This is a genomic window from Roseovarius sp. YIN77, from assembly GCF_057219155.1.
Genome location: NZ_JBXVVI010000001.1, coordinates 450,891 through 468,978 on the forward strand (window position 1 = coordinate 450,891; position 18,088 = coordinate 468,978).

The 18,088-nt window shown below is 56.5% G+C and carries 22 protein-coding genes and 1 tRNA gene; 14 read left to right on the forward strand and 9 right to left on the reverse strand.

What is annotated here, in order from left to right; genetic code table 11:
• Positions 1-6: 6 nt before the first annotated feature.
• The 3 genes from metA to AC2D8P_RS02200 all read left to right on the forward strand — a co-directional run bounded on the left by metA (position 7) and on the right by AC2D8P_RS02200 (position 2,484).
• Entirely contained in the window at positions 7-924 is a 918-nt protein-coding gene (gene metA / locus AC2D8P_RS02190) for a homoserine O-acetyltransferase MetA (protein WP_484700047.1), read from the forward strand.
• 80 nt (positions 925-1,004) lie between these two features.
• Entirely contained in the window at positions 1,005-1,874 is an 870-nt protein-coding gene (gene ppk2, locus AC2D8P_RS02195; protein ID WP_484700049.1) for a polyphosphate kinase 2, read from the forward strand.
• On the forward strand, positions 1,867-2,484 hold the full coding sequence (locus tag AC2D8P_RS02200; protein WP_484700050.1) for a TetR/AcrR family transcriptional regulator: 618 nt from the start codon (positions 1,867-1,869) through the stop codon (positions 2,482-2,484). Before ppk2 ends, AC2D8P_RS02200 begins: the two co-directional genes overlap by 8 nt.
• A gap of 8 nt (positions 2,485-2,492) precedes the next feature.
• On the opposite strand, the gene AC2D8P_RS02205 is transcribed toward AC2D8P_RS02200, so the two are convergent.
• From AC2D8P_RS02205 to AC2D8P_RS02215, 3 genes are all read right to left on the reverse strand, one after another.
• Positions 2,493-3,329 carry an alkaline phosphatase family protein gene (locus AC2D8P_RS02205; RefSeq protein ID WP_484700052.1) on the reverse strand — a complete coding sequence of 279 codons (837 nt, stop codon included), beginning with the start codon at positions 3,327-3,329 and terminating at the stop codon, positions 2,493-2,495.
• Positions 3,330-3,444: 115 nt separating this feature from the next.
• Positions 3,445-3,521 (reverse strand) — tRNA-His (locus AC2D8P_RS02210).
• Between the two features lie 43 nt (positions 3,522-3,564).
• Positions 3,565-4,047 carry a GNAT family N-acetyltransferase gene (locus AC2D8P_RS02215; RefSeq protein ID WP_484700053.1) on the reverse strand — a complete coding sequence of 161 codons (483 nt, stop codon included), beginning with the start codon at positions 4,045-4,047 and terminating at the stop codon, positions 3,565-3,567.
• Between the two features lie 77 nt (positions 4,048-4,124).
• Here AC2D8P_RS02215 and AC2D8P_RS02220 point away from each other — a divergent pair, with 77 nt between their 5' ends.
• From AC2D8P_RS02220 to mmsB, 5 genes are all read left to right on the forward strand, one after another.
• Entirely contained in the window at positions 4,125-4,310 is a 186-nt protein-coding gene (locus tag AC2D8P_RS02220) for a DUF6324 family protein (protein WP_484700054.1), read from the forward strand.
• A 67-nt stretch (positions 4,311-4,377) separates the two neighbouring features.
• On the forward strand, positions 4,378-5,511 hold the full coding sequence (locus AC2D8P_RS02225) for a carboxylate-amine ligase (protein WP_484700055.1): 1,134 nt from the start codon (positions 4,378-4,380) through the stop codon (positions 5,509-5,511).
• Positions 5,512-5,588: 77 nt separating this feature from the next.
• On the forward strand, positions 5,589-6,734 hold the full coding sequence (locus tag AC2D8P_RS02230; protein ID WP_484700057.1) for an acyl-CoA dehydrogenase family protein: 1,146 nt from the start codon (positions 5,589-5,591) through the stop codon (positions 6,732-6,734).
• Entirely contained in the window at positions 6,731-7,777 is a 1,047-nt protein-coding gene (locus AC2D8P_RS02235) for an enoyl-CoA hydratase/isomerase family protein (RefSeq protein WP_484700058.1), read from the forward strand. The genes AC2D8P_RS02230 and AC2D8P_RS02235 overlap by 4 nt, the downstream gene beginning before the upstream one ends.
• Entirely contained in the window at positions 7,774-8,646 is an 873-nt protein-coding gene (gene mmsB / locus AC2D8P_RS02240; RefSeq protein ID WP_484700060.1) for a 3-hydroxyisobutyrate dehydrogenase, read from the forward strand. Before AC2D8P_RS02235 ends, mmsB begins: the two co-directional genes overlap by 4 nt.
• On the opposite strand, the gene AC2D8P_RS02245 is transcribed toward mmsB, so the two are convergent.
• Positions 8,643-9,194 carry a TetR/AcrR family transcriptional regulator gene (locus AC2D8P_RS02245; RefSeq protein ID WP_484700062.1) on the reverse strand — a complete coding sequence of 184 codons (552 nt, stop codon included), beginning with the start codon at positions 9,192-9,194 and terminating at the stop codon, positions 8,643-8,645. The two genes, mmsB and AC2D8P_RS02245, sit on opposite strands and share 4 nt — an antisense overlap.
• Positions 9,194-9,742 (reverse strand): dihydrofolate reductase family protein, encoded by a 549-nt coding sequence (locus AC2D8P_RS02250; protein ID WP_484700063.1) that lies wholly within the window; start codon positions 9,740-9,742, stop codon positions 9,194-9,196. The genes AC2D8P_RS02245 and AC2D8P_RS02250 overlap by 1 nt, the downstream gene beginning before the upstream one ends.
• A 168-nt stretch (positions 9,743-9,910) precedes the next feature.
• On the opposite strand from AC2D8P_RS02250, the gene AC2D8P_RS02255 reads away from it, so the two are divergent.
• A complete protein-coding gene (locus tag AC2D8P_RS02255; protein WP_484700065.1) occupies positions 9,911-10,234 on the forward strand; it encodes a hypothetical protein in 324 nt (107 codons plus the stop codon).
• Positions 10,235-10,236: 2 nt separating this feature from the next.
• On the opposite strand, the gene dacB is transcribed toward AC2D8P_RS02255, so the two are convergent.
• Both dacB and AC2D8P_RS02265 read right to left on the reverse strand, forming a co-directional pair.
• Positions 10,237-11,709 (reverse strand): D-alanyl-D-alanine carboxypeptidase/D-alanyl-D-alanine endopeptidase, encoded by a 1,473-nt coding sequence (gene dacB, locus AC2D8P_RS02260; protein WP_484700066.1) that lies wholly within the window; start codon positions 11,707-11,709, stop codon positions 10,237-10,239.
• A gap of 37 nt (positions 11,710-11,746) precedes the next feature.
• A complete protein-coding gene (locus tag AC2D8P_RS02265; protein ID WP_484700585.1) occupies positions 11,747-12,349 on the reverse strand; it encodes a nicotinate-nucleotide adenylyltransferase in 603 nt (200 codons plus the stop codon).
• Positions 12,350-12,478: 129 nt separating this feature from the next.
• Here AC2D8P_RS02265 and nthA point away from each other — a divergent pair, with 129 nt between their 5' ends.
• The 3 genes from nthA to AC2D8P_RS02280 are packed head-to-tail and all read left to right on the forward strand — an operon-like array spanning position 12,479 to position 14,094.
• Positions 12,479-13,117 (forward strand): nitrile hydratase subunit alpha, encoded by a 639-nt coding sequence (gene nthA, locus AC2D8P_RS02270; RefSeq protein WP_484700067.1) that lies wholly within the window; start codon positions 12,479-12,481, stop codon positions 13,115-13,117.
• A 4-nt stretch (positions 13,118-13,121) separates the two neighbouring features.
• Positions 13,122-13,769 (forward strand): nitrile hydratase subunit beta, encoded by a 648-nt coding sequence (gene nthB, locus AC2D8P_RS02275; RefSeq protein ID WP_484700068.1) that lies wholly within the window; start codon positions 13,122-13,124, stop codon positions 13,767-13,769.
• On the forward strand, positions 13,762-14,094 hold the full coding sequence (locus AC2D8P_RS02280; protein WP_484700070.1) for a nitrile hydratase accessory protein: 333 nt from the start codon (positions 13,762-13,764) through the stop codon (positions 14,092-14,094). The genes nthB and AC2D8P_RS02280 overlap by 8 nt, the downstream gene beginning before the upstream one ends.
• Positions 14,095-14,144: 50 nt before the next feature.
• On the opposite strand, the gene AC2D8P_RS02285 is transcribed toward AC2D8P_RS02280, so the two are convergent.
• The gene (locus AC2D8P_RS02285; protein WP_484700071.1) at positions 14,145-14,741 is read right to left on the reverse strand and encodes an NAD(P)H-dependent oxidoreductase; all 597 of its coding nucleotides are present in this window, start codon (positions 14,739-14,741) and stop codon (positions 14,145-14,147) included.
• A 260-nt stretch (positions 14,742-15,001) separates the two neighbouring features.
• The gene (uvrB, locus tag AC2D8P_RS02290; protein WP_484700073.1) at positions 15,002-17,164 is read right to left on the reverse strand and encodes an excinuclease ABC subunit UvrB; all 2,163 of its coding nucleotides are present in this window, start codon (positions 17,162-17,164) and stop codon (positions 15,002-15,004) included.
• A gap of 147 nt (positions 17,165-17,311) precedes the next feature.
• Here uvrB and AC2D8P_RS02295 point away from each other — a divergent pair, with 147 nt between their 5' ends.
• Positions 17,312-17,623 carry an ETC complex I subunit gene (locus tag AC2D8P_RS02295; RefSeq protein ID WP_484700074.1) on the forward strand — a complete coding sequence of 104 codons (312 nt, stop codon included), beginning with the start codon at positions 17,312-17,314 and terminating at the stop codon, positions 17,621-17,623.
• Between the two features lie 2 nt (positions 17,624-17,625).
• Positions 17,626-18,087, forward strand: a complete 462-nt coding sequence (locus AC2D8P_RS02300) for a GNAT family N-acetyltransferase (RefSeq protein ID WP_484700076.1) — start codon at positions 17,626-17,628, stop codon at positions 18,085-18,087.
• Position 18,088 lies beyond the last annotated feature (1 nt).

Here is an 18,088-nt window from a genome sequence, read left to right on the forward strand (position 1 = left end):
ACCACCATGCCGATCAAACTGCCCTCTGACTTGCCAGCCTTTGACGTTCTGTCGAATGAGGGTGTGATGGTGATGGGCGAAGGTCGTGCTGCCCGACAAGATATCCGCCCCTTGCGCATTGGCCTTTTGAACCTGATGCCCAAGAAAATTCAGACAGAGACGCAATTTGCCCGTCTGATCGGGGCCACGCCTTTGCAGATCGAACTAACTCTGATCCGCATGAGCGAGCACGAGACCAAAAACACCGCTGCAGAGCATATGGAGGCCTTCTATCGCCCCTTCAGCGATGTGATTGATGAAAAATTTGATGGCCTGATCATCACCGGGGCACCGATCGAACACCTACCCTTTACCGAGGTGACATATTGGAACGAGCTCTGCCAGGTCTTTGACTGGACGCGCACTCATGTGCATTCCACCTTTGGCGTTTGCTGGGGTGGCATGGCGATGATCAACTATTTCCATGGCGTTAAGAAACATATGCTGGATGCAAAGGCCTTCGGCTGTTTCCGCCATCACAACATGGCGCCTGCGTCACCCTATCTGCGTGGATTTTCAGACGATTGCGTTATTCCAGTCAGCCGCTGGACAGAAATGAAACAGGCAGAGATAGAGGCCGTACCCGACCTGTCTACCTTGCTCTATTCAGATGAGGTTGGCCCTTGTCTGGTGCAGGACACGCAGCACAATGCACTCTATATCTTCAACCACTTCGAATATGACAGTGGAACGCTGAAGGAAGAATATGACCGGGACATTGAAAATGGCACGCCGATCAATGTACCGATGAATTATTACCCCGATGATAACCCGCGCAACGACCCGCAAAACAGATGGCGTAGTCACGCGCATCTTCTTTATGGCAACTGGATCAACGATATTTATCAAACCACGCACTATGACATACGGGCCATTGGAACCTGAAGGCATTGGTTACTGGACCCAACTGACCGGCTGGCCTAACCTGTTGGCACGGGCCAGCCCATAATACGGAGAAATCGAACATGACCCTGCCTTTCGACGGTGTGATCAGCGATTTCTTTCAAAACACGGCCCCCGTTGAAATTCGCCAAGCGATCCAGAGCGCCGGCCCCAAGGATATCATCGACCCCGGCTATCCACATGATGCCCGCATGCCACGCAAGAAATACGAGGATACTCTCGACGCCTTGCAGATCGAACTGGTTAAATTGCAAAGCTGGGTCAAGGACACTGGCGCCCGATTGGCTGTGGTGTTTGAGGGGCGCGATGCGGCTGGCAAGGGCGGTGCCATCGCACGCTTTCGCATGAACCTGAACCCACGCGTAACAAAGGTTGTCGCACTCTCAAAACCCACAGAACGCGTACAAAGCCAATGGTATTTCCAACGCTATATCAATCACTTGCCCGCAGGCGGAGAAATCGCGCTCTTTGACCGATCATGGTACAATCGCGGTGTGGTGGAACATGTGTTCGGCTTTTGCACGCCCGAACAGCGGGGGCATTTTTTCACCCAACTGCCTGATTTTGAATCCATGCTGATTGACGAAGGATTCCATCTGGTCAAAATCTGGCTGAATGTCGGGCGCGCCGAACAGCTGCGCCGCTTTCTGAACCGCGAAAGTGATCCGTTGAAGCAATGGAAGCTCAGCTGGATCGATGTCGAGGGACTCAATCGCTGGGATGCCTATACCGATGCCATCAGCGAAACTCTGGATCGAAGCCATTCCAAAACCTGCCCTTGGACGGTGATCCGGTCTGACGACAAACGCCGCGCCCGTATAGCAGCGATCCGTTCCGTACTTGCACCCCTGCCCTATGCCGGGAAAAACGCTGATGTGGCCTGCATCCCAGATCCGCTGATTTGCGGTGGCCCGGAGATCTGGAATGCCTAAACGCGGCTATCATCACGGCAATCTGCGCGAGGCTCTGGTCAAGGCCGCGCTGGAACTGATCGAGGAAAAAGGCCCCACCGGCTTTACCCTGTCAGAGGCCGCAAAACGAGCGGGCGTCACCCCCGCCGCCGTCTATCGCCATTTCGAGGGTCGCGAAGACCTGATCGCCGAGGCCGCCCGGCAAGGGTATGAAATATTCGCCGACCTGATGAACTACGCCTATGATCAAGGCCAACCCTCTGCACTTGCATCGTTTGAGGCCACGGGCCGCGCCTATCTGGCCTTCGCCCGTCGATATCCGGGCCACTACGTTGCCATGTTTGAAAGTGGCATTTCAATCAATCGATCACCGGAGCTGGCGAAAGTGGCCGAACGCGCCATGGGCGTCTTGGAACGTGCCGCAGAAGATCTGTCAAAACACATTCCCGCCGACAAACGCCCGCCAGCCAAGATGTTCAGCGCCCATATTTGGGCGATGAGCCACGGCGTGGTCGAACTATTTGCCCGCGGCTCCCCCGGCACCAAATCCCCGTTTCCACCAGAAAACCTGCTGGAAACCGGAATCGGTGTTTATCTGCGCGGCCTTGGGTTAATTCCACCTGACAACTGATTGATATTTCATCCTAGAAACGGATCATCCTTCATCGTTTCAGGGATATCTGCCCCCAGCAGCTTCAACACCGTCGGCGCCAACTGCGTTTGACGCAGCAACACATCCTCTGCCGGGCCTTCCGCATCGCCAAAGTAATACAGCGCCACATCCTGCATTTCCTCGCCCCGTCCGCCATGATGACCGGGGTCGCTTTGGCCATGATCTGCGGTGACAATCACCTCATAGCCTGCATTGCGCCATCGTCTGACATAGGGCGCAAGTTGTTCATCTGCCTTGTAGCACAGCCGTTCATATTCGATGGTGTCATGACCGTATTGATGGCCCATACAATCCAACGTGACCGTGTGCAGCAGCCCGTAGTTCAGCCCAAACCGTTCCGTTAGCATGGTCAAGGTGGCGTAAAGGTCCGCATCCGCAGGCGTGGCAGAGTTCAACAGATCATAGCCTGTCATCGAATGAAACCGGCCGTGATTGATACTGTCGCTTTCGGGTTCGTCATATTCAATGTCGCGTACTGGATCAAAAGGGGCACGATTGAAAAACTCGGACCAACCCTGATAGGTCACCGCGCCGGTCACGCCGCCCGATGACCGTACTTGGCTAAAGATATCAGGAATATCCAGGCGCCGAACATCATAATTGCCGGTACACCCATGAACCGCTGGCACGACCCCAGTGTGAATCGACGCATAACAACATGCTGATGTGGACGGCAGGACAGAGCACATCTTCCACACCCGGGCATCGCCGTTATCCACCCAGCCTTCCATATTCCCAAACAACCGCCGCCAATTGCGCCACGGCACACCATCAAGGATAATCAACAACAGCTTCTTGTTCATTTTCGCGCACCAATCCGGCTTTTTTTGCCAATCGGTAGCACGGAGAATCATTCGCGCAAACACCAAAGACGACGCCCAATGACGCGGCCAGACCAATCAATGTTTTCAGGAAGGATGGTACCACCTCCCCGGCTCGAACGGGGGACCTCCTGATCCACAATCAGGCGCTCTAACCAACTGAGCTAAGGCGGCACTGATTGGCGATTTAGCCGCGTTGCACGGTGAATGCAAGTATTTAGAATTCAAATTTCCAGCTTTGTTCCACCAAATCGCAACCGAAACTGCGCACAGATTTATGATCGTCAAGCGTCCAGCCAAATGACTGGTACAGACCGCCCGCCGCCCGGTGGCTTTCATGGGTCCAAACCCGCATTTTCCGATACCCGCAAGCACGCGCAAAAGACATCGATGTGCGCAGCATTCGCTTCCCCAAACCCAAACCGCGTGCTTCGGGCACAAGGTAAAACAACTTCAAACACGCGGTCTGATCATCATGACATGTACACAGCAGACTTCCCAGCCGCCGCGCCCCGCTTTGGGCAATCCAGGATTTTTCCCGCACCGGATCGAAATCACGCATAAAGGTTTCCAAAACCTCCCGCACTAACGGTTCAAAGCTTTCATCAAACCCGTCGCTGCGTGCGTAATAGTGCGCGTTTTCACTGATCAGCCAATCCAGATCAGTGGTTTTCAGATCGCGAAACGTTACCTGGTCCATGCCCCACCCTATGTTTGCGCGCTCTTGCATTTCAAGACCAAAGCCGTTAGCCCGCAATCCACTCAGGAGGGCGCATCATGGGCATCAACACCGAACGTGAAATCGAGGCAAATCTGCAGATTGGCCCGACCGACCATGGCATGGTTCGGATCTTCGTCTCTGAAGGTAGTGCAGAGATTCCGATGGATTTCGACCCAGACGAGGCCCGTGAAATTGCCGAAGAGATTCTGGCCGCAGCCAAGATTGCCGAAGCGGTCAAATAGATCGACGGCTTGCCATCATAGGCCGAGTTTGATTTTCTGAGCCTGCAACAGTCCGAAAGGCAGGCCCATGTCGATTGCAGAGCCAGAATTCACCATCGGAATCGAAGAAGAATACCTGCTGGTCGATCCCTCGAGCGGCGCCCTGACCGACGCCCCCGATACATTAATGAAATGCTGCAGCGATCGGCTGGAAGGCCAGGTCAGCCCTGAATTTCTGAATTGTCAGATCGAGGTGGGAACGCGCGTTTGCAAAACTATCGGTGAGGCTCGTGAAGATTTGCGCCGCCTGCGGTCCGTGGTAGCCGAAGAGGCGGGAAAACTGGGCCTCGCCCCCATCGCCGTCTCCTGCCATCCTTTTGCGGATTGGAAGGCGCAGACCCACACCGATCGCGACCGATACAATACCCTGCAAAAAGATCTGGCAGGCGTGGCGCGGCGGATGCTGATCTGCGGGATGCACGTACATGTCGGTATCGATCAACCCGACATGCGCATCGATCTGATGAATCAGCTCACCTATTTCCTGCCACACCTGCTGGCGTTGTCTTGTTCATCCCCCTACTGGCAGGGCGACGACACCGGCCTAAATTCCTACCGCCTGACGGTTTTCGACAACCTTCCCCGCACCGGCCTGCCCCCGCAACTAGATAGTTGGAGCAGCTTTGAACGCTCTGTTCAGGCGCTCTGCAATCTTGGTGTCATCGAGGACAGTTCTAAAATCTGGTGGGATTTGCGCCCATCCTCCCGCTTTCCCACCATTGAATCGCGCATCTGCGACGTGGCCCCGCGGCTGGAAACCACACTGACACTGGCCGCACTCACCCAATGCATCACCCGGATGCTGTGGCGGCTGGCACGCAAAAACCAGCGTTGGCGCCTTTACGACAACTTCCTGATTTCAGAAAACCGCTGGCGTGCACAACGCTATGGCGTCTCCGAAGGGTTGATCGATTTTGGCCAGATGAAGATCGTACCATATGCTGATCTGGTAGATGAGATGTTGGATTTGATTTCCAAGGATGCAGAAGCACTGGACGCCGTTGCCGAAGTTCAAAACTCCCGCTCGATTTTGGAAACCGGCACTTCGTCCGACCGACAACGTGCAGCCTTTGCCAAGGCAGAAGCAGCAGGCAACGACAAACAAGCCTGCCTGAAAGCCGTCGTTGACCACTTGATCGAAGAATTCCATGCGGATTTGTGACGTCCGACGCTTGTCAAACGGTACGTCCATCCACTAATTAAACACATGTTCATTTCTCATCCGCGAATAGGACCTGCATGGATTTCGCACTGACCGAAGAACAAACCGCCATTTTCGATATGGCATATGCCTTTGGGCAGGATCACATCGCCCCCAATGCCCGGGAATGGGAGGCTGCAGGCACTTTTCCCCGTGACCTATGGTCTAATCTCGCTGAACTTGGCTTTGGCGGGCTTTACGTGTCCGAGGAATTCGGCGGCTCCGCCCTATCACGCCTTGACGCGACTTTGGTGTTCGAGGCGCTGTCGATGGCCTGCCCCGCCACAGCATCCTTCCTGTCGATCCACAACATGTGCGCATTCATGATTGATCGGTTCGGATCAGACGCGCTGAAGGCCAAATATCTGCCCCGAACCATCACAATGGACTGCATCCTGTCCTATTGCCTGACCGAACCCGGTTCAGGATCAGACGCCGCCGCCCTAAAAACCCGCGCGTCGGCCACAGATCAGGGCTACAGCCTGACCGGGACCAAGGCCTTTATCTCTGGCGGCGGTTATTCTGACGCCTACATTGTTATGGCCCGCACTGGCGAGGATGGCCCCAAAGGCATATCCGCCCTGATTGTCGATTCTGGCACACCCGGCCTGTCCTTTGGCGGGCTGGAGGATAAAATGGGCTGGAAAGCGCAACCAACCCGACAGGTCCAGATGGACAATTGCGTGACCCCGTCTGAAAACCTGCTGGGTGAAGTGAACAAAGGATTTTCCTACGCCATGGCCGGTCTGGATGGTGGGCGGCTGAATATCTCTGCCTGTTCGCTCGGGGCCGCGCAATCGGCGCTGACCAAGACGCTGGCCTATATGCGTGAGCGTCACGCCTTCGGCAAATCCATCGACCAGTTTCAGGCACTGCAGTTTCGTCTGGCGGATATGGAGATTGAATTGCAAGCCGCCCGCACATTCCTGCGTCAAGCGGCGTGGAAGCTGGACAATCAAGCACCAGATGCCACCAAATTCTGCGCCATGGCCAAACGGCTTGTGACGGAAACCGGATCAAAGGTCGCAAACGGGTGCCTGCAGCTGCACGGCGGCTACGGCTACCTCGCTGACTACGGGATCGAAAAAACCGTTCGCGACCTGCGTGTCCACGAAATCCTCGAAGGCACCAATGAAATCATGCGCCTGATCGTGGCGCGTTCGCTATTGGTAGAACATACATGACTGACGTCCTCATCCGCGCCTCCGGCCAGATCGGCCATATCACAATGAACCGGCCAGAGGCCCTGAATGCCCTGACCGCTGGCATGTGCGACAGCATCTATACCGCCCTGGGGGAATGGAGCGCAGATGACACCATCAAGATGGTCCTCTTCGACGCGACCGGTGACCGGGCGTTCTGCGCGGGGGGTGACATTTCCGATCTCTATCAATCTGCCAAGGCTGGCGATTTTGCCGCCGGGCAGAGGTTCTGGCGCGATGAATACCGCCTGAACGCCCGGATATTCGAGTTTCCAAAACCCGTGGTCAGCTTGATGCAAGGCTTCACGATGGGTGGCGGCGTTGGCATTGGCTGCCATGCCTCCCATCGGGTGGTGGGCGAAAGCAGCCGCATCGCCATGCCCGAATGCCGGATCGGTCTGGTTCCCGATGTGGGTGGCAGCCTGATCCTGTCCAATGCACCGGGGCGACTGGGCGAATATCTGGGCACAACCGGTAACCGCATGATGCCGGGCGATGCGATCCTTGCGGGTTTTGCTGACTATTTCATACCAGAGTCCGACTGGCCCACCCTGACCCAAGAATTGAAAGAGACAGGCGACTGGACCCGTGTTGATGCCTTCTCGCACCCTGCGCCACACGCCCCACTCGCCGCTCTCCGGCCCGAAATCGATGCGCATTTTGCCGGCGAAACGCTGGGGGACATTCTGCGTTCGCTTTCCCACGGCGATTCCGCCTTCACCACTGAAGCGCTCAAGAAATTAGGCCGCAACGCCCCGCTCGCCATGGCTTGCGCTGTCCAGATCATCCACCGGGTACGTGGTTCAGAAACCATCCGCCGCGCCCTGGAACAGGAATATCGCTATACTCATCGGGCCGCCCAGCAGGGCGATATTGTCGAAGGTATCCGCGCCCAGATCATCGATAAAGACCGCAATCCAAACTGGAAACACGCCAGCCCCGATCAGGTCACCGAGGTCGAGGTGACACAGATGTTGATGCCACTGGGCAAAGATACCCTGACATTTACAGGAGAGACGCCATGAAAATCGGATTTATCGGCCTTGGCAATATGGGCGCCCCCATGGCCCGCAATCTGGCCGCTGCCGGTCATCAGATCACCGGTTTTGATCCCGTAACCCCCTGCCCCGACAATGTCACAGCTGCGACCAACAACGCAGAAGCTGCGGCCCAGGCTGACATCGTCATCACCATGCTGCCATCTGGCCCGATCCTGCGCAACGTTGCCGCGGAAATTCACGCGGTTATGCAGCCCGGTGCTATCCATCTGGATTGTTCCACCGTCGATGTCGCCAGCGCCCAGGCCGTCGCGACATCCGCACAATCGGCGGGCCTTTCTGCCCTTGATGCACCTGTCTCTGGCGGCGTGGGTGGCGCCGATGCAGGCACGCTCACTTTCATGGCCGGCGGTCCGCAAGATGCTTTTGACCGCGCCAGACCCCTGTTCGACACCATGGGGCAAAAGGCCGTGCTGTGCGGCGACGCGGGCATGGGACAAGCCGCCAAAATCTGTAACAACATGATCCTCGGCATCACCATGATCGGCACGTGCGAGGCCTTTGCCCTAGCTGACAAACTCGGCCTTGACCGGCAGGCCATGTTTGATGTGGTGTCGACCTCTTCAGGCTACAGCTGGTCAATGAATGCCTATTGCCCGGCCCCGGGCGTTGGTCCACACAGCCCCGCCGACAATGGCTACAAACCCGGCTTCGCCTCTGAACTGATGCTCAAGGACTTGCGCCTTGCCCAACAGGCGGCAGAGGCCGCCGATGCCGACACCCCGCTAGGCCAAGCCGCGCGCGATCTGTATGCGCAATTTGTTGAACAAGAGGATGGCAAAGGCACTGATTTCAGCGCCATGTTGCCCCGGTTTGAAAAGCGCGGGCGGGATTAAACCCCTCTGGCTTCAACCTTACCCAACACCCAATCCAAACTACGCAGAAAATCGTCCTCGCCCAGATCATATCCAACGGCGGCGGAGGTCACGGAAAATATGAACCCATGAGCATAATCAATCACAAGATTTAACAATACATCCTCTGCATCCCCATCATTTAACGCCCGTGTTTCCACCCGTACACGGTTGGTGAAACCGACCAATTCGTCGCTCATTAGACTGGGGTCGCGCAATATCACAGTAATCAGTCCAGTATGATCCTGCGCCATCCGAAAATATCTTTGCATCAAAGCACGCAAACGACATGCCGCAGAATAGCCCTCGACATCTGCATCAAGGCCACGAAACGCCTGTGCAATCAGATCACGCAACAGCTGCTCACGACTGCCAACATGATAGCTCACCGCCATCGGGGTGACGCCCAAAACCTTTGCAAGCGCACGAAAGGTTACGGCCCCTTCTCCGCCCACCCGGATCAGATCAGAGGCCGCCCGCAGCACCGATCCCTTGCTCAGCGTCGTTGCGTCTTTCCTTGGCCTTGCCATTAGTCTTGCTTTGCTTGACGCACGCGATACTCCAGATCCACCAGTCCAGAGGGGTAAGATTTCGAACCCGTCAGGTCCAGATCGATATCGGCGGGAAGATCGCCAAACATTCGAATGCCCCGCCCGATCAGGATCGGAACAATCGCAACACGCATATCCGCAATCAATCCCGCAGCCAGAAAGGATCGTATGATCGCGCCACCATCAACATAGGCGCGCTTCATGCCGCGCCCGTCAAGCTCCGCCATAAGGTCATGCGGGGCCAGTCGACTAACCTCTATCCGATCCCGCAACTCATCGGGAATATCCGCATCTGTCATTGAGCGGCTTAATACGATCACCGGTTTAATATAGGGCCATTCACCAAACCCACGTACCGTTCGATAGGATCCGCTCCCCATGACAATCACATCGACACTGGCTTGAAACGCTTCAAACCCATGATCCTCACCCTCGGTCGGTTGCTTCATCAGCCAATCCAGCGTGTGATCTTTGCGCGCAACAAACCCGTCAAGGCTCATCGCCATCATAACATGTCCAGTGGTCATTCAGGGCTCCAATTATTTATACATCGTATAGTTATAATCAAAACCGCCCGCCACAAGCCCTGATATTGAATATCACCCCCCTAATGCGCAGCATTCCGCCATCGTTATGACAAACGAGTCGACTATTGGGGCGTATGACACCACATAGCAGGTGAAATGGAGAGCACGATGAAAACCATAATCACAACACTGGCGATGGCCGTTGTACTGACCGCAACCGCGCCCGAAGCTATGGCCGGAAACGGGAATGGTCGTGGTAATGGCGTTGGCAATGGTGGCTGCCCGCCAGGCCTGGCCAAAAAAGATCCGCCCTGCATTCCACCGGGCCATAGCCTGCGCGGCTATGATTACGAGCGCATCCGCGATTATGATCACTACGGTCTTGATCGCCGGGGCAGCTTTTACCGGGTGGGAGAGCTGATTTATCGCGCCGATCCTGACACATTCGAAATCCTCGAAGTCATCGGCGTGGTCGACGACATCCTGAACTAAGATCAGGCGCCGTAGGTTTCGGACCAACGTTCAATCAATTGATACTGCAAATGCCGTGCGCGCCGTGACCAGCTGCGTGCGCCCGGCGGGCGTTCCATTTCTGCGCGGCTCAACCCGATCCGACGGGCCACATCGGCGCAGACAACGGCAAAGGCCAGATCACGCCCTTCTGGCGTCCGGTAATATCCTGCCAGCCCGGACACAAAGTTGAGCGTCCCGGTCTTGGCCTGTAATTCCCCCGCCAGTATCTTGGCGCTGATCGTCTTTAGGATCGGACGCAAGGCACCATCCGGCCCTGCCGCAACCATCAGCCGGGCCAGTGTTCGCGCCGATACGCGCGCCGCACCACCCAATCCGGAATGGTCAACAAAACCAGCCTGTTCTATGTCGAACTTATCCCTTAACCACCGGTTCATCTGCACCGCAGAGGCTGCCAGATTGGCAGGTTGCCCACCCCGTTTGGCAGAGGCCATCATGCCAATAACCTCCGCCGTCAGGTTGGTTGAATGCTTCAACATGTCCCGCAAAATCTCGGTCAGCGGTTCACTGGATATCTCTGCCAGAATGTCACCTGCTGGCGCGTCTTCCTTACTGAACTCCGGTTCAGGCAACACGATCCCATGGGACCGCATCAGGGTCTGAAACACCTCTGCCGCATAGATATCGGGGTGTCGCACCGGCAACCAGCGCGCGCCCTCATCGCCCAATGCCCCTTTTGCAACGGTCCAGCTATCGTGATCACGGGCCGTGGCGTAGGTAAAGACCGGATAGTTTCGATCCACCACCTCCATCCGGGCGGCACCGACATCGGGCCGATACTTGCGCGCTCGCGCCTGCATTGTGATCGCGTAATCGCCCTGCGCCTTTTTCCATTCGAAATGCACCCGGTTAAAATTCAGGTTCAGCCCTGAAATCGCGGGATTATATCCCAAATGATCCGGCTGCGCCCGATCAATGGCGCTCACCGTGGGCAACACCCCGGAATAGACGCGAAAGGCCCCGGTCACTTCATGGATACCGGCCTCTTTGACCAATCCGGCCAGCGCGCCCATCCCATCCGTGGTCAAGGTTGGATCGGCCCCTCCAACCAACGCTAGATCACCCTGCAATTGGCCGTTTACGACCGGCCCAAGAGCCAAAACCCGTGTTGTAAACTGAAATTCCGACCCCAAATGCTCCAATGCGTAAAGCGCGGTGACAGATTTCACCACACTGGCCGGCGGCAATGCCTGATCCGGGTTCAGCGCGTCCAAAACTTCGCCGGTCTTCGCATCCGCAACAACAAATCCCAATTTGGCATCGCGCAGATGGGCGGCCTGGATCAGATCATCATAGCGGCTGGCGGCTGGCGCAGGTGGGCGTTCCGGGCGCGGTGGCGGACGCATCACCGGCAGATGCACCTCCCCCATAGCGGCGCTTGCCGCACTTGCGCCCATCCCGCATAGAAGGCCGCGCCGTGTCCAATTCCTGCTCATATCGCGGTTTTACCCAGCCTCTTTTCCGCAGGCAAGATCATCCTGCCCACTGCCCCGTCTCTCTGATCCGTGTCGAAGAAATATCCAGCATCGGCGCATTGATAAAACACCAGGCCGGGGCCTCTGCACGCGACAAAGCCAATGACTCTCGTCCACGAATGCGAAACCGGGCAAAGCGCTTGGCCGCCGGGGAAAAACGCGCCGGGATGCGTTGCCCGGGCCGCGCAATCACGCCGATGGGAATATTGGCCATGATCCATTCCCAGCGATCCCAACGATGAAAGTTGGCCAGATTATCCGCCCCCATCAGCCAAACAAATCGCTGCTGGGGGTAGTCCTGAAACAGTGCTGCCAGTGTTTCAGCGGTATAGTGCGTCCCGATCTTTGCCTCGTAATCCGTGATATCGATCCGTGGGTGATCGACCAGCGCGCGGCAGGCCGTCATACGCCGATCCAGTGGCGCGGGCCCCTTGATTTTCAACGGATTACCGGGGCTGACCAGCCACCAGACCCGATCCAGCCCGAACCGTTTCATCGCCTCTCGCGAAACATGCACATGTCCGGCATGCGGCGGATCGAACGATCCCCCCAACAGGCCAATCACCTGACCTCGCGCCGGTTTGGGTAGTGAAAAACTCATCAGGTTTGTATCGCCGCCCCGGCTTTTCATGTCCAGCGCATTTCCACCCCTGACCGGGCCCATCACCATTCCTGATTTGACTTGCCCCCGACAATATTCAACCCTGCCCTGACAGTAACGGAGTTCCCCATGGCCAGTTTTGACCCGGATAAAGCCGCCCAGATCCACCGCGATCTGCATTCGCATTTGCCGTCCGATCCGGCCCTGCGTGTCAAGACGCTTGAAAGCCTTGTGACAGAGCTTGGCTATGTCTCACAGGACACCATCGACAACTGGATAGAGGTCTATTCCGAACATATCGGCCCCAAAAGGGGCGCGCGCATGGTTGCCCGTGCCTGGCTCGACCCCGATTTCAAGTCCCGCCTTTTAGACGACGCCGCCAAGGCGATCGAGGAACTGGAGTTCGAAGGTCAGGCAACCGGCCACTTGAAAGCGGTTGAGAACACCTCTGACACCCATAATATGATCGTTTGTACCCTGTGCTCGTGCTATCCATTCTCGATCCTCGGCATGTCGCCCGCCTGGTACAAATCCGCGGCCTTCCGCGCCCGCGCCGTGCGTGAACCACGCAAGGTACTGGCCGAATTCGGCGTCGATCTGCCGGGTGACATCGCCGTGCGCGTCTGGGACAGCACGGCTGAGCTGCGTTATATCGTCATTCCCCAGCGCCCACCTGGGACAAAGGGGTGGGATGAGGATCAGCTTGCCGCCATCGTCACCCGCAATTCGATGATCGGCACCGATCGTGACTTGAAAGTCGGGGGATAAGTCGATGGATTCCATACATGATCTGGGCGGCAAACAGGGTTATGGCCCCATCGATACCGGCAACGGCGATCTGTCTTTCGAATTCGATTGGGAACGGCGCATGTGGGGCATCGCCCGCGCCGGCGTGCAGCGTGACATCACCATCGATTGGTTTCGCCACACGTTGGAACATATGGTGCCGTCAGATTATTTGACCTATCGGTATTTTCAGAAATGGGCGACCACCTACCTGATGATCATGGTCGATAATGGCGAGGTGACAATGGAAGAACTGCTCTCGGGTCACGTCCAAAACCTGGCACCTCCGCCTCCCACGAAAACCTTGCCAGAGTTGCTTGACGCCAACCGGGCCGGACGCCGTAATTTTGAAGTCACGGCCAACGACACACCTCGTTTTTCCGTAGGCGATACCGTCACCACCCAACGTTTCGCCCATTCCGGCCATACCCGCCTGCCCGCTTATGCCCGCGACAGAACGGGCCAGATCATCGTCCATCACGGTGCACACCTTTTCGCCGATGAGGGTGCAAAGGGACATGAGATTGGCCAACATCTCTACACCGTGGCCTTCGCCGCGACAGAGCTTTGGGGACCAGACACCAACCCCCGCGACAGCGTGACACTGGAATTGTGGGAGAGCTATTTTGTTTAACCCCGACACCAGCCTGAGCCCCGACAAACCAATCTTTGACGAGGCCTGGCAGGCCCAGACCCTCGCCATCGCTGATGCCATGGTGCGCACGGGAATCTTTACAGCGACGCAATGGGCCGAAACCCTTGGCGCAGAGCTGAAACAGGCAGAGGCCACCGGCCAACCCGACACGCTGCAAACCTACTACACCGCCGCCCTGAACGCGCTGGAACGGCTAACAACCGGTGCAACAGCGCTGTCAGAGGCCGACCTTACCAAACGCAAAACCGACTGGGAAGCGGCCTACCAGAGGACACCACACGGGATGCCGGTAAAGTTGGGGTAACACCACCCCACGCGTCAGCACTTTTCGCTCGGCTCGACCCGGATGATATATCATTTGCTTGATCGGGGCGGCTCCAGGGTCAGGCCAACCTGATAGCTTCTGCCCAATAGTGACTGTCGTCGTTGTGTTGACCCTGTCGAACCACAGAGAAGTTCGAGTTTTCTCGGTGCAAATCCAAAATAACCAAATGTTCCCTTGACCCAGGACGTATCCAAAGCGTCAAGATACCCATCCTTGTCCATTTCATCCGAACGCGCACCAGCTGGAATTAACAACACCCCGGAACGAGCACGCTGGAGCGACTTTTCGGCGTTTTCCAGCTGATCATATGCCCACCCCCATGACCAAACGCGATCAACCCACCCCTTGATCATGGCTGGCATGCCCCACCAGAACAGTGGGAAAACAAGACAAATTGCATCAGCACGTGCAACCCGATCTTGTTCAACTTTCACATCCGGCACAGTGGTGGAATTGTTGTCCGCTTCAATGTCAGCCATCGTCCAACGCGGATCAAACCCCTCTGCATGTAAATCAGCCAACTCGACAGAATGCCCGGCAGCTTCGGCACCTTCCATAAACTTCTTTGCGACAGCAGCACTGAACGAGTTTGGATTGGGGTGATCAAGCACTGTCAAAACATGCATCTGCAAATTCCACCTTATAATTGTTTTTCAGGAACCAATCCTTCTGCACTTCGTGGTTTTGGTCGACACTCCACTCGTCAAGAAAAGTTTCTGAACGCTTAATGGCACCCTAAAAGTTCAAGCAACCTTTAGGTCAAGACGCAATTTGCAATAAAGTAATCCCCGTTATGGGGCGGCCAGAACGTCAAGAACAGGTAGTCTAGCTTGGCGTTGCGGTTCCGAGGTTAAGCTGGCCTTCTAAGAACATCTTTCGACAGCCTCTACCTCCGCCGCCGCTTCACATTTCCGCCCCGTTGCCCCGGTTTGCCGGCTGTAGACCTTCCCTTGCTCTTCATCGCGGCGTCAGCGGCGGCGTCGATGGCGCTTTGCCTTGCCAGCGGATCGTCGGCGATGGCCAGATCGACCGCCTCCAGCCGTTTAATCTCATCCCGCAGGCGGGCAGCTTCTTCGAATTCCAGGTTCTCTGCGGCTTTGCGCATATCAACCCGCAGCCCCTCCAGATGAGCCTGCAGATTTGCGCCCACCATGGGTTTGTCGATGGTGGCAGTGACGCGCGCCATGTCGGTGTCGCCATCGTAGAGCCCGGCCAGAACATCGTCGACATTCCTTTTCACCGTCGCGGGCGTGATGCCATGTTCCAGATTATAGGCCTCTTGCCTGGCCCGGCGGCGGTTGGTTTCGGCCAACGCGCGTTCCATCGATCCGGTGATACGATCGGCATACATGATAACGCGGCCATCAACGTTGCGCGCGGCACGGCCGATGGTCTGGATGAGGGAGGTTTCTGATCGCAAAAACCCCTCCTTATCCGCATCCAAAATCGCGACCAGCCCGCATTCGGGGATATCCAGCCCCTCTCGCAGCAGGTTGATCCCGATCAGAACGTCAAACGCCCCCAGACGCAGATCGCGCAAAATCTCAATTCTTTCAAGGGTATCGATATCACTGTGCATGTAACGCACGCGAATGCCCTGTTCATGCATATATTCGGTCAGGTCCTCAGCCATGCGTTTGGTCAGCGTGGTGACCAGCGTGCGATACCCATCCTGTGCAACGCGCCGGACCTCATCCAACAGATCATCAACCTGCATTTCAACAGGCCGGATTTCGATCTGTGGGTCCAACAGGCCCGTCGGTCGGATCACCTGTTCGGTAAAGATGCCACCGGTTTGCTCAATTTCCCATTTCGCGGGCGTGGCCGACACAAACACCGATTGTGGGCGCATCGCGTCCCATTCTTCGAACTTCAGGGGGCGGTTGTCCATGCAGGATGGCAGCCGGAACCCATGTTCGGCCAGCGTGAATTTACGCCGATAGTCGCCCCGATACATGCCACCGATCTGGGGCACGGATACGTGGGATTCGTCTGCAAACACAATGGCGTTGTCGGGGATATATTCAAACAGCGTGGGCGGTGGTTCACCCGGGGCGCGACCGGTCAGAAAGCGCGAATAATTCTCGATCCCGTTGCAAAACCCCGATGCCTCCAACATTTCCAGATCAAACTTGGTGCGCTGTTCCAGCCGTTGCGCCTCCAATAATTTCCCCTCATCCTCCAACTGTTTCAGGCGCACAACCAGCTCTTCCTTGATGCCCTTGATCGCCTGTTTCAGGGTCGGCGTCGGCGTCACATAGTGGGAATTTGCATAGATCCGAACCTTTTCCAACACATCTGTTTTCGCCCCGGTCAGGGTGTCAAATTCGGTAATGGATTCAATCTCATCTCCGAAAAAGCTGAACCTCCATCCGCGATCTTCCAAATGGCTGGGCCAGATTTCCAGGCTGTCGCCCCGCACCCGAAACGATCCGCGGGCAAAGGCATTGTCATTGCGCCGGTATTGCTGGGCGACGAGGCCAGACATAATATCGCGTTGGTTATAGTCTTCGCCCGCCGCCAGATCCTGTGTCATGGCGGTATAGGTTTCGGGGCTACCGATGCCATAGATACACGACACCGACGCCACGATGATCACATCATCGCGTTCCAACAGCGCCCGGGTGGCCGAATGGCGCATCCGGTCGATCTGCTCGTTGATTTGGCTTTCTTTCTCGATATAGGTGTCCGACCGCGCTACATAGGCCTCTGGCTGATAATAATCATAGTAGCTGACGAAATATTCCACGGAATTTTCGGGGAAGAACCCCTTGAATTCGCCGTATAATTGGGCCGCCAGGGTCTTGTTCGGGGCCAGTATGATCGCGGGCCGCTGCGTTTCCTCGATCACCTTGGCCATGGTATAGGTCTTGCCGGTTCCCGTCGCCCCCAACAGCACCTGTTCACGCTCTCCTGCATCAATCCCGGCGCTAAGTTCGGCAATCGCTGTGGGTTGGTCACCCGCCGGCTGAAACTCGGTCTTCATGATGAAACGCTTGCCGCCTTCCAGCTTTGGGCGGTTGGAGGCGGTGGTGGCAGCATCGGTCATGGGCGAATCCTCTTTGGCCACAGATTTGATCACTTTTTGTTCTTCTTCAAGGGCGCCAGGTACAATCAATCTACCCTGCTGACATTGCGGGGTTGAATCCGGACGCAAATTTCCCGATAACCTAATCAGATCAAAACGGAGTATCTGATGCGCGCCCGTATCTATCAGCCTGCCCGCAACGCCATGCAATCCGGCGCAGCCAAGACCAAAAACTGGGTTCTGGAATTTGCCCCGGCCTCCAGCCGCGAAATTGATCCGTTGATGGGGTGGACCAGCTCTGACGACACGCAGACTCAGGTCAAGATGCGCTTTGACAGCAAAGAGGCCGCAATGGACTATGCGCAGGCCCACGGGATCGACGCCGTGGTTCAGGATCCCAAAAAGCGCAAGCCAAATATCCGCCCCATGGGGTATGGCGAAAACTTTGCCACCAACCGGCGCGAGACCTGGACACACTAACAATGTTGGACTTTTTCGAAGTCCGCGGCACAGATGCGGCCGTAGATGCATTGCTGACGCGGCACTTTCAGCTGATGCGCGCGACATCGCCCGCCGAAAGCTGTCATGTCATGACATCTGATGAGCTGCGTACGGCTGGCGCGCGTGTATTTGCTGGACGCACCAGTGACGGGGAAGTTTTGGCCGTCGGGGCCTACAAACCCTTGGGCGGCCACAAGGCAGAGCTGAAATCCATGCATTGCCACGACAAGCTGCGCGGAACTGGCGTTGGTCGGTTGCTGCTGGCTCATCTGATGCAAAACATCCGCAAAGATGGCATGACCGAAGTGTTGCTGGAAACCGGCAGCGACGATGTGTTTTTGCCCGCTCGCAAACTCTATCAATCTGCGGGTTTCACCGAATGCCCGCCCTTTGGTGACTATGTTCTGGATCCGCTAAGCATTTTTATGCGCTGCGATCTTTGAG

What these genes read in the sequence shown, in the direction of transcription:
- AC2D8P_RS02235 (WP_484700058.1), top strand. Translation starts at nt 6,731, where the DNA reads ATGACTGACGTCCTCATCCGCGCCTCCGGCCAGATCGGCCATATCACA.
- AC2D8P_RS02215 (WP_484700053.1), bottom strand. Translation starts at nt 4,047, where the DNA reads ATGGACCAGGTAACGTTTCGCGATCTGAAAACCACTGATCTGGATTGG.
- AC2D8P_RS02295 (WP_484700074.1), top strand. Translation starts at nt 17,312, where the DNA reads ATGCGCGCCCGTATCTATCAGCCTGCCCGCAACGCCATGCAATCCGGC.
- AC2D8P_RS02205 (WP_484700052.1), bottom strand. Translation starts at nt 3,329, where the DNA reads ATGAACAAGAAGCTGTTGTTGATTATCCTTGATGGTGTGCCGTGGCGC.
- mmsB (WP_484700060.1), top strand. Translation starts at nt 7,774, where the DNA reads ATGAAAATCGGATTTATCGGCCTTGGCAATATGGGCGCCCCCATGGCC.
- nthB (WP_484700068.1), top strand. Translation starts at nt 13,122, where the DNA reads ATGGATTCCATACATGATCTGGGCGGCAAACAGGGTTATGGCCCCATC.
- AC2D8P_RS02220 (WP_484700054.1), top strand. Translation starts at nt 4,125, where the DNA reads ATGGGCATCAACACCGAACGTGAAATCGAGGCAAATCTGCAGATTGGC.
- AC2D8P_RS02255 (WP_484700065.1), top strand. Translation starts at nt 9,911, where the DNA reads ATGAAAACCATAATCACAACACTGGCGATGGCCGTTGTACTGACCGCA.
- dacB (WP_484700066.1), bottom strand. Translation starts at nt 11,709, where the DNA reads ATGAGCAGGAATTGGACACGGCGCGGCCTTCTATGCGGGATGGGCGCA.
- AC2D8P_RS02225 (WP_484700055.1), top strand. Translation starts at nt 4,378, where the DNA reads ATGTCGATTGCAGAGCCAGAATTCACCATCGGAATCGAAGAAGAATAC.
- AC2D8P_RS02250 (WP_484700063.1), bottom strand. Translation starts at nt 9,742, where the DNA reads ATGACCACTGGACATGTTATGATGGCGATGAGCCTTGACGGGTTTGTT.
- AC2D8P_RS02285 (WP_484700071.1), bottom strand. Translation starts at nt 14,741, where the DNA reads ATGCATGTTTTGACAGTGCTTGATCACCCCAATCCAAACTCGTTCAGT.
- nthA (WP_484700067.1), top strand. Translation starts at nt 12,479, where the DNA reads ATGGCCAGTTTTGACCCGGATAAAGCCGCCCAGATCCACCGCGATCTG.
- uvrB (WP_484700073.1), bottom strand. Translation starts at nt 17,164, where the DNA reads ATGACCGATGCTGCCACCACCGCCTCCAACCGCCCAAAGCTGGAAGGC.
- ppk2 (WP_484700049.1), top strand. Translation starts at nt 1,005, where the DNA reads ATGACCCTGCCTTTCGACGGTGTGATCAGCGATTTCTTTCAAAACACG.
- AC2D8P_RS02200 (WP_484700050.1), top strand. Translation starts at nt 1,867, where the DNA reads ATGCCTAAACGCGGCTATCATCACGGCAATCTGCGCGAGGCTCTGGTC.
- AC2D8P_RS02265 (WP_484700585.1), bottom strand. Translation starts at nt 12,349, where the DNA reads ATGAGTTTTTCACTACCCAAACCGGCGCGAGGTCAGGTGATTGGCCTG.
- AC2D8P_RS02245 (WP_484700062.1), bottom strand. Translation starts at nt 9,194, where the DNA reads ATGGCAAGGCCAAGGAAAGACGCAACGACGCTGAGCAAGGGATCGGTG.
- metA (WP_484700047.1), top strand. Translation starts at nt 7, where the DNA reads ATGCCGATCAAACTGCCCTCTGACTTGCCAGCCTTTGACGTTCTGTCG.
- AC2D8P_RS02300 (WP_484700076.1), top strand. Translation starts at nt 17,626, where the DNA reads ATGTTGGACTTTTTCGAAGTCCGCGGCACAGATGCGGCCGTAGATGCA.
- AC2D8P_RS02230 (WP_484700057.1), top strand. Translation starts at nt 5,589, where the DNA reads ATGGATTTCGCACTGACCGAAGAACAAACCGCCATTTTCGATATGGCA.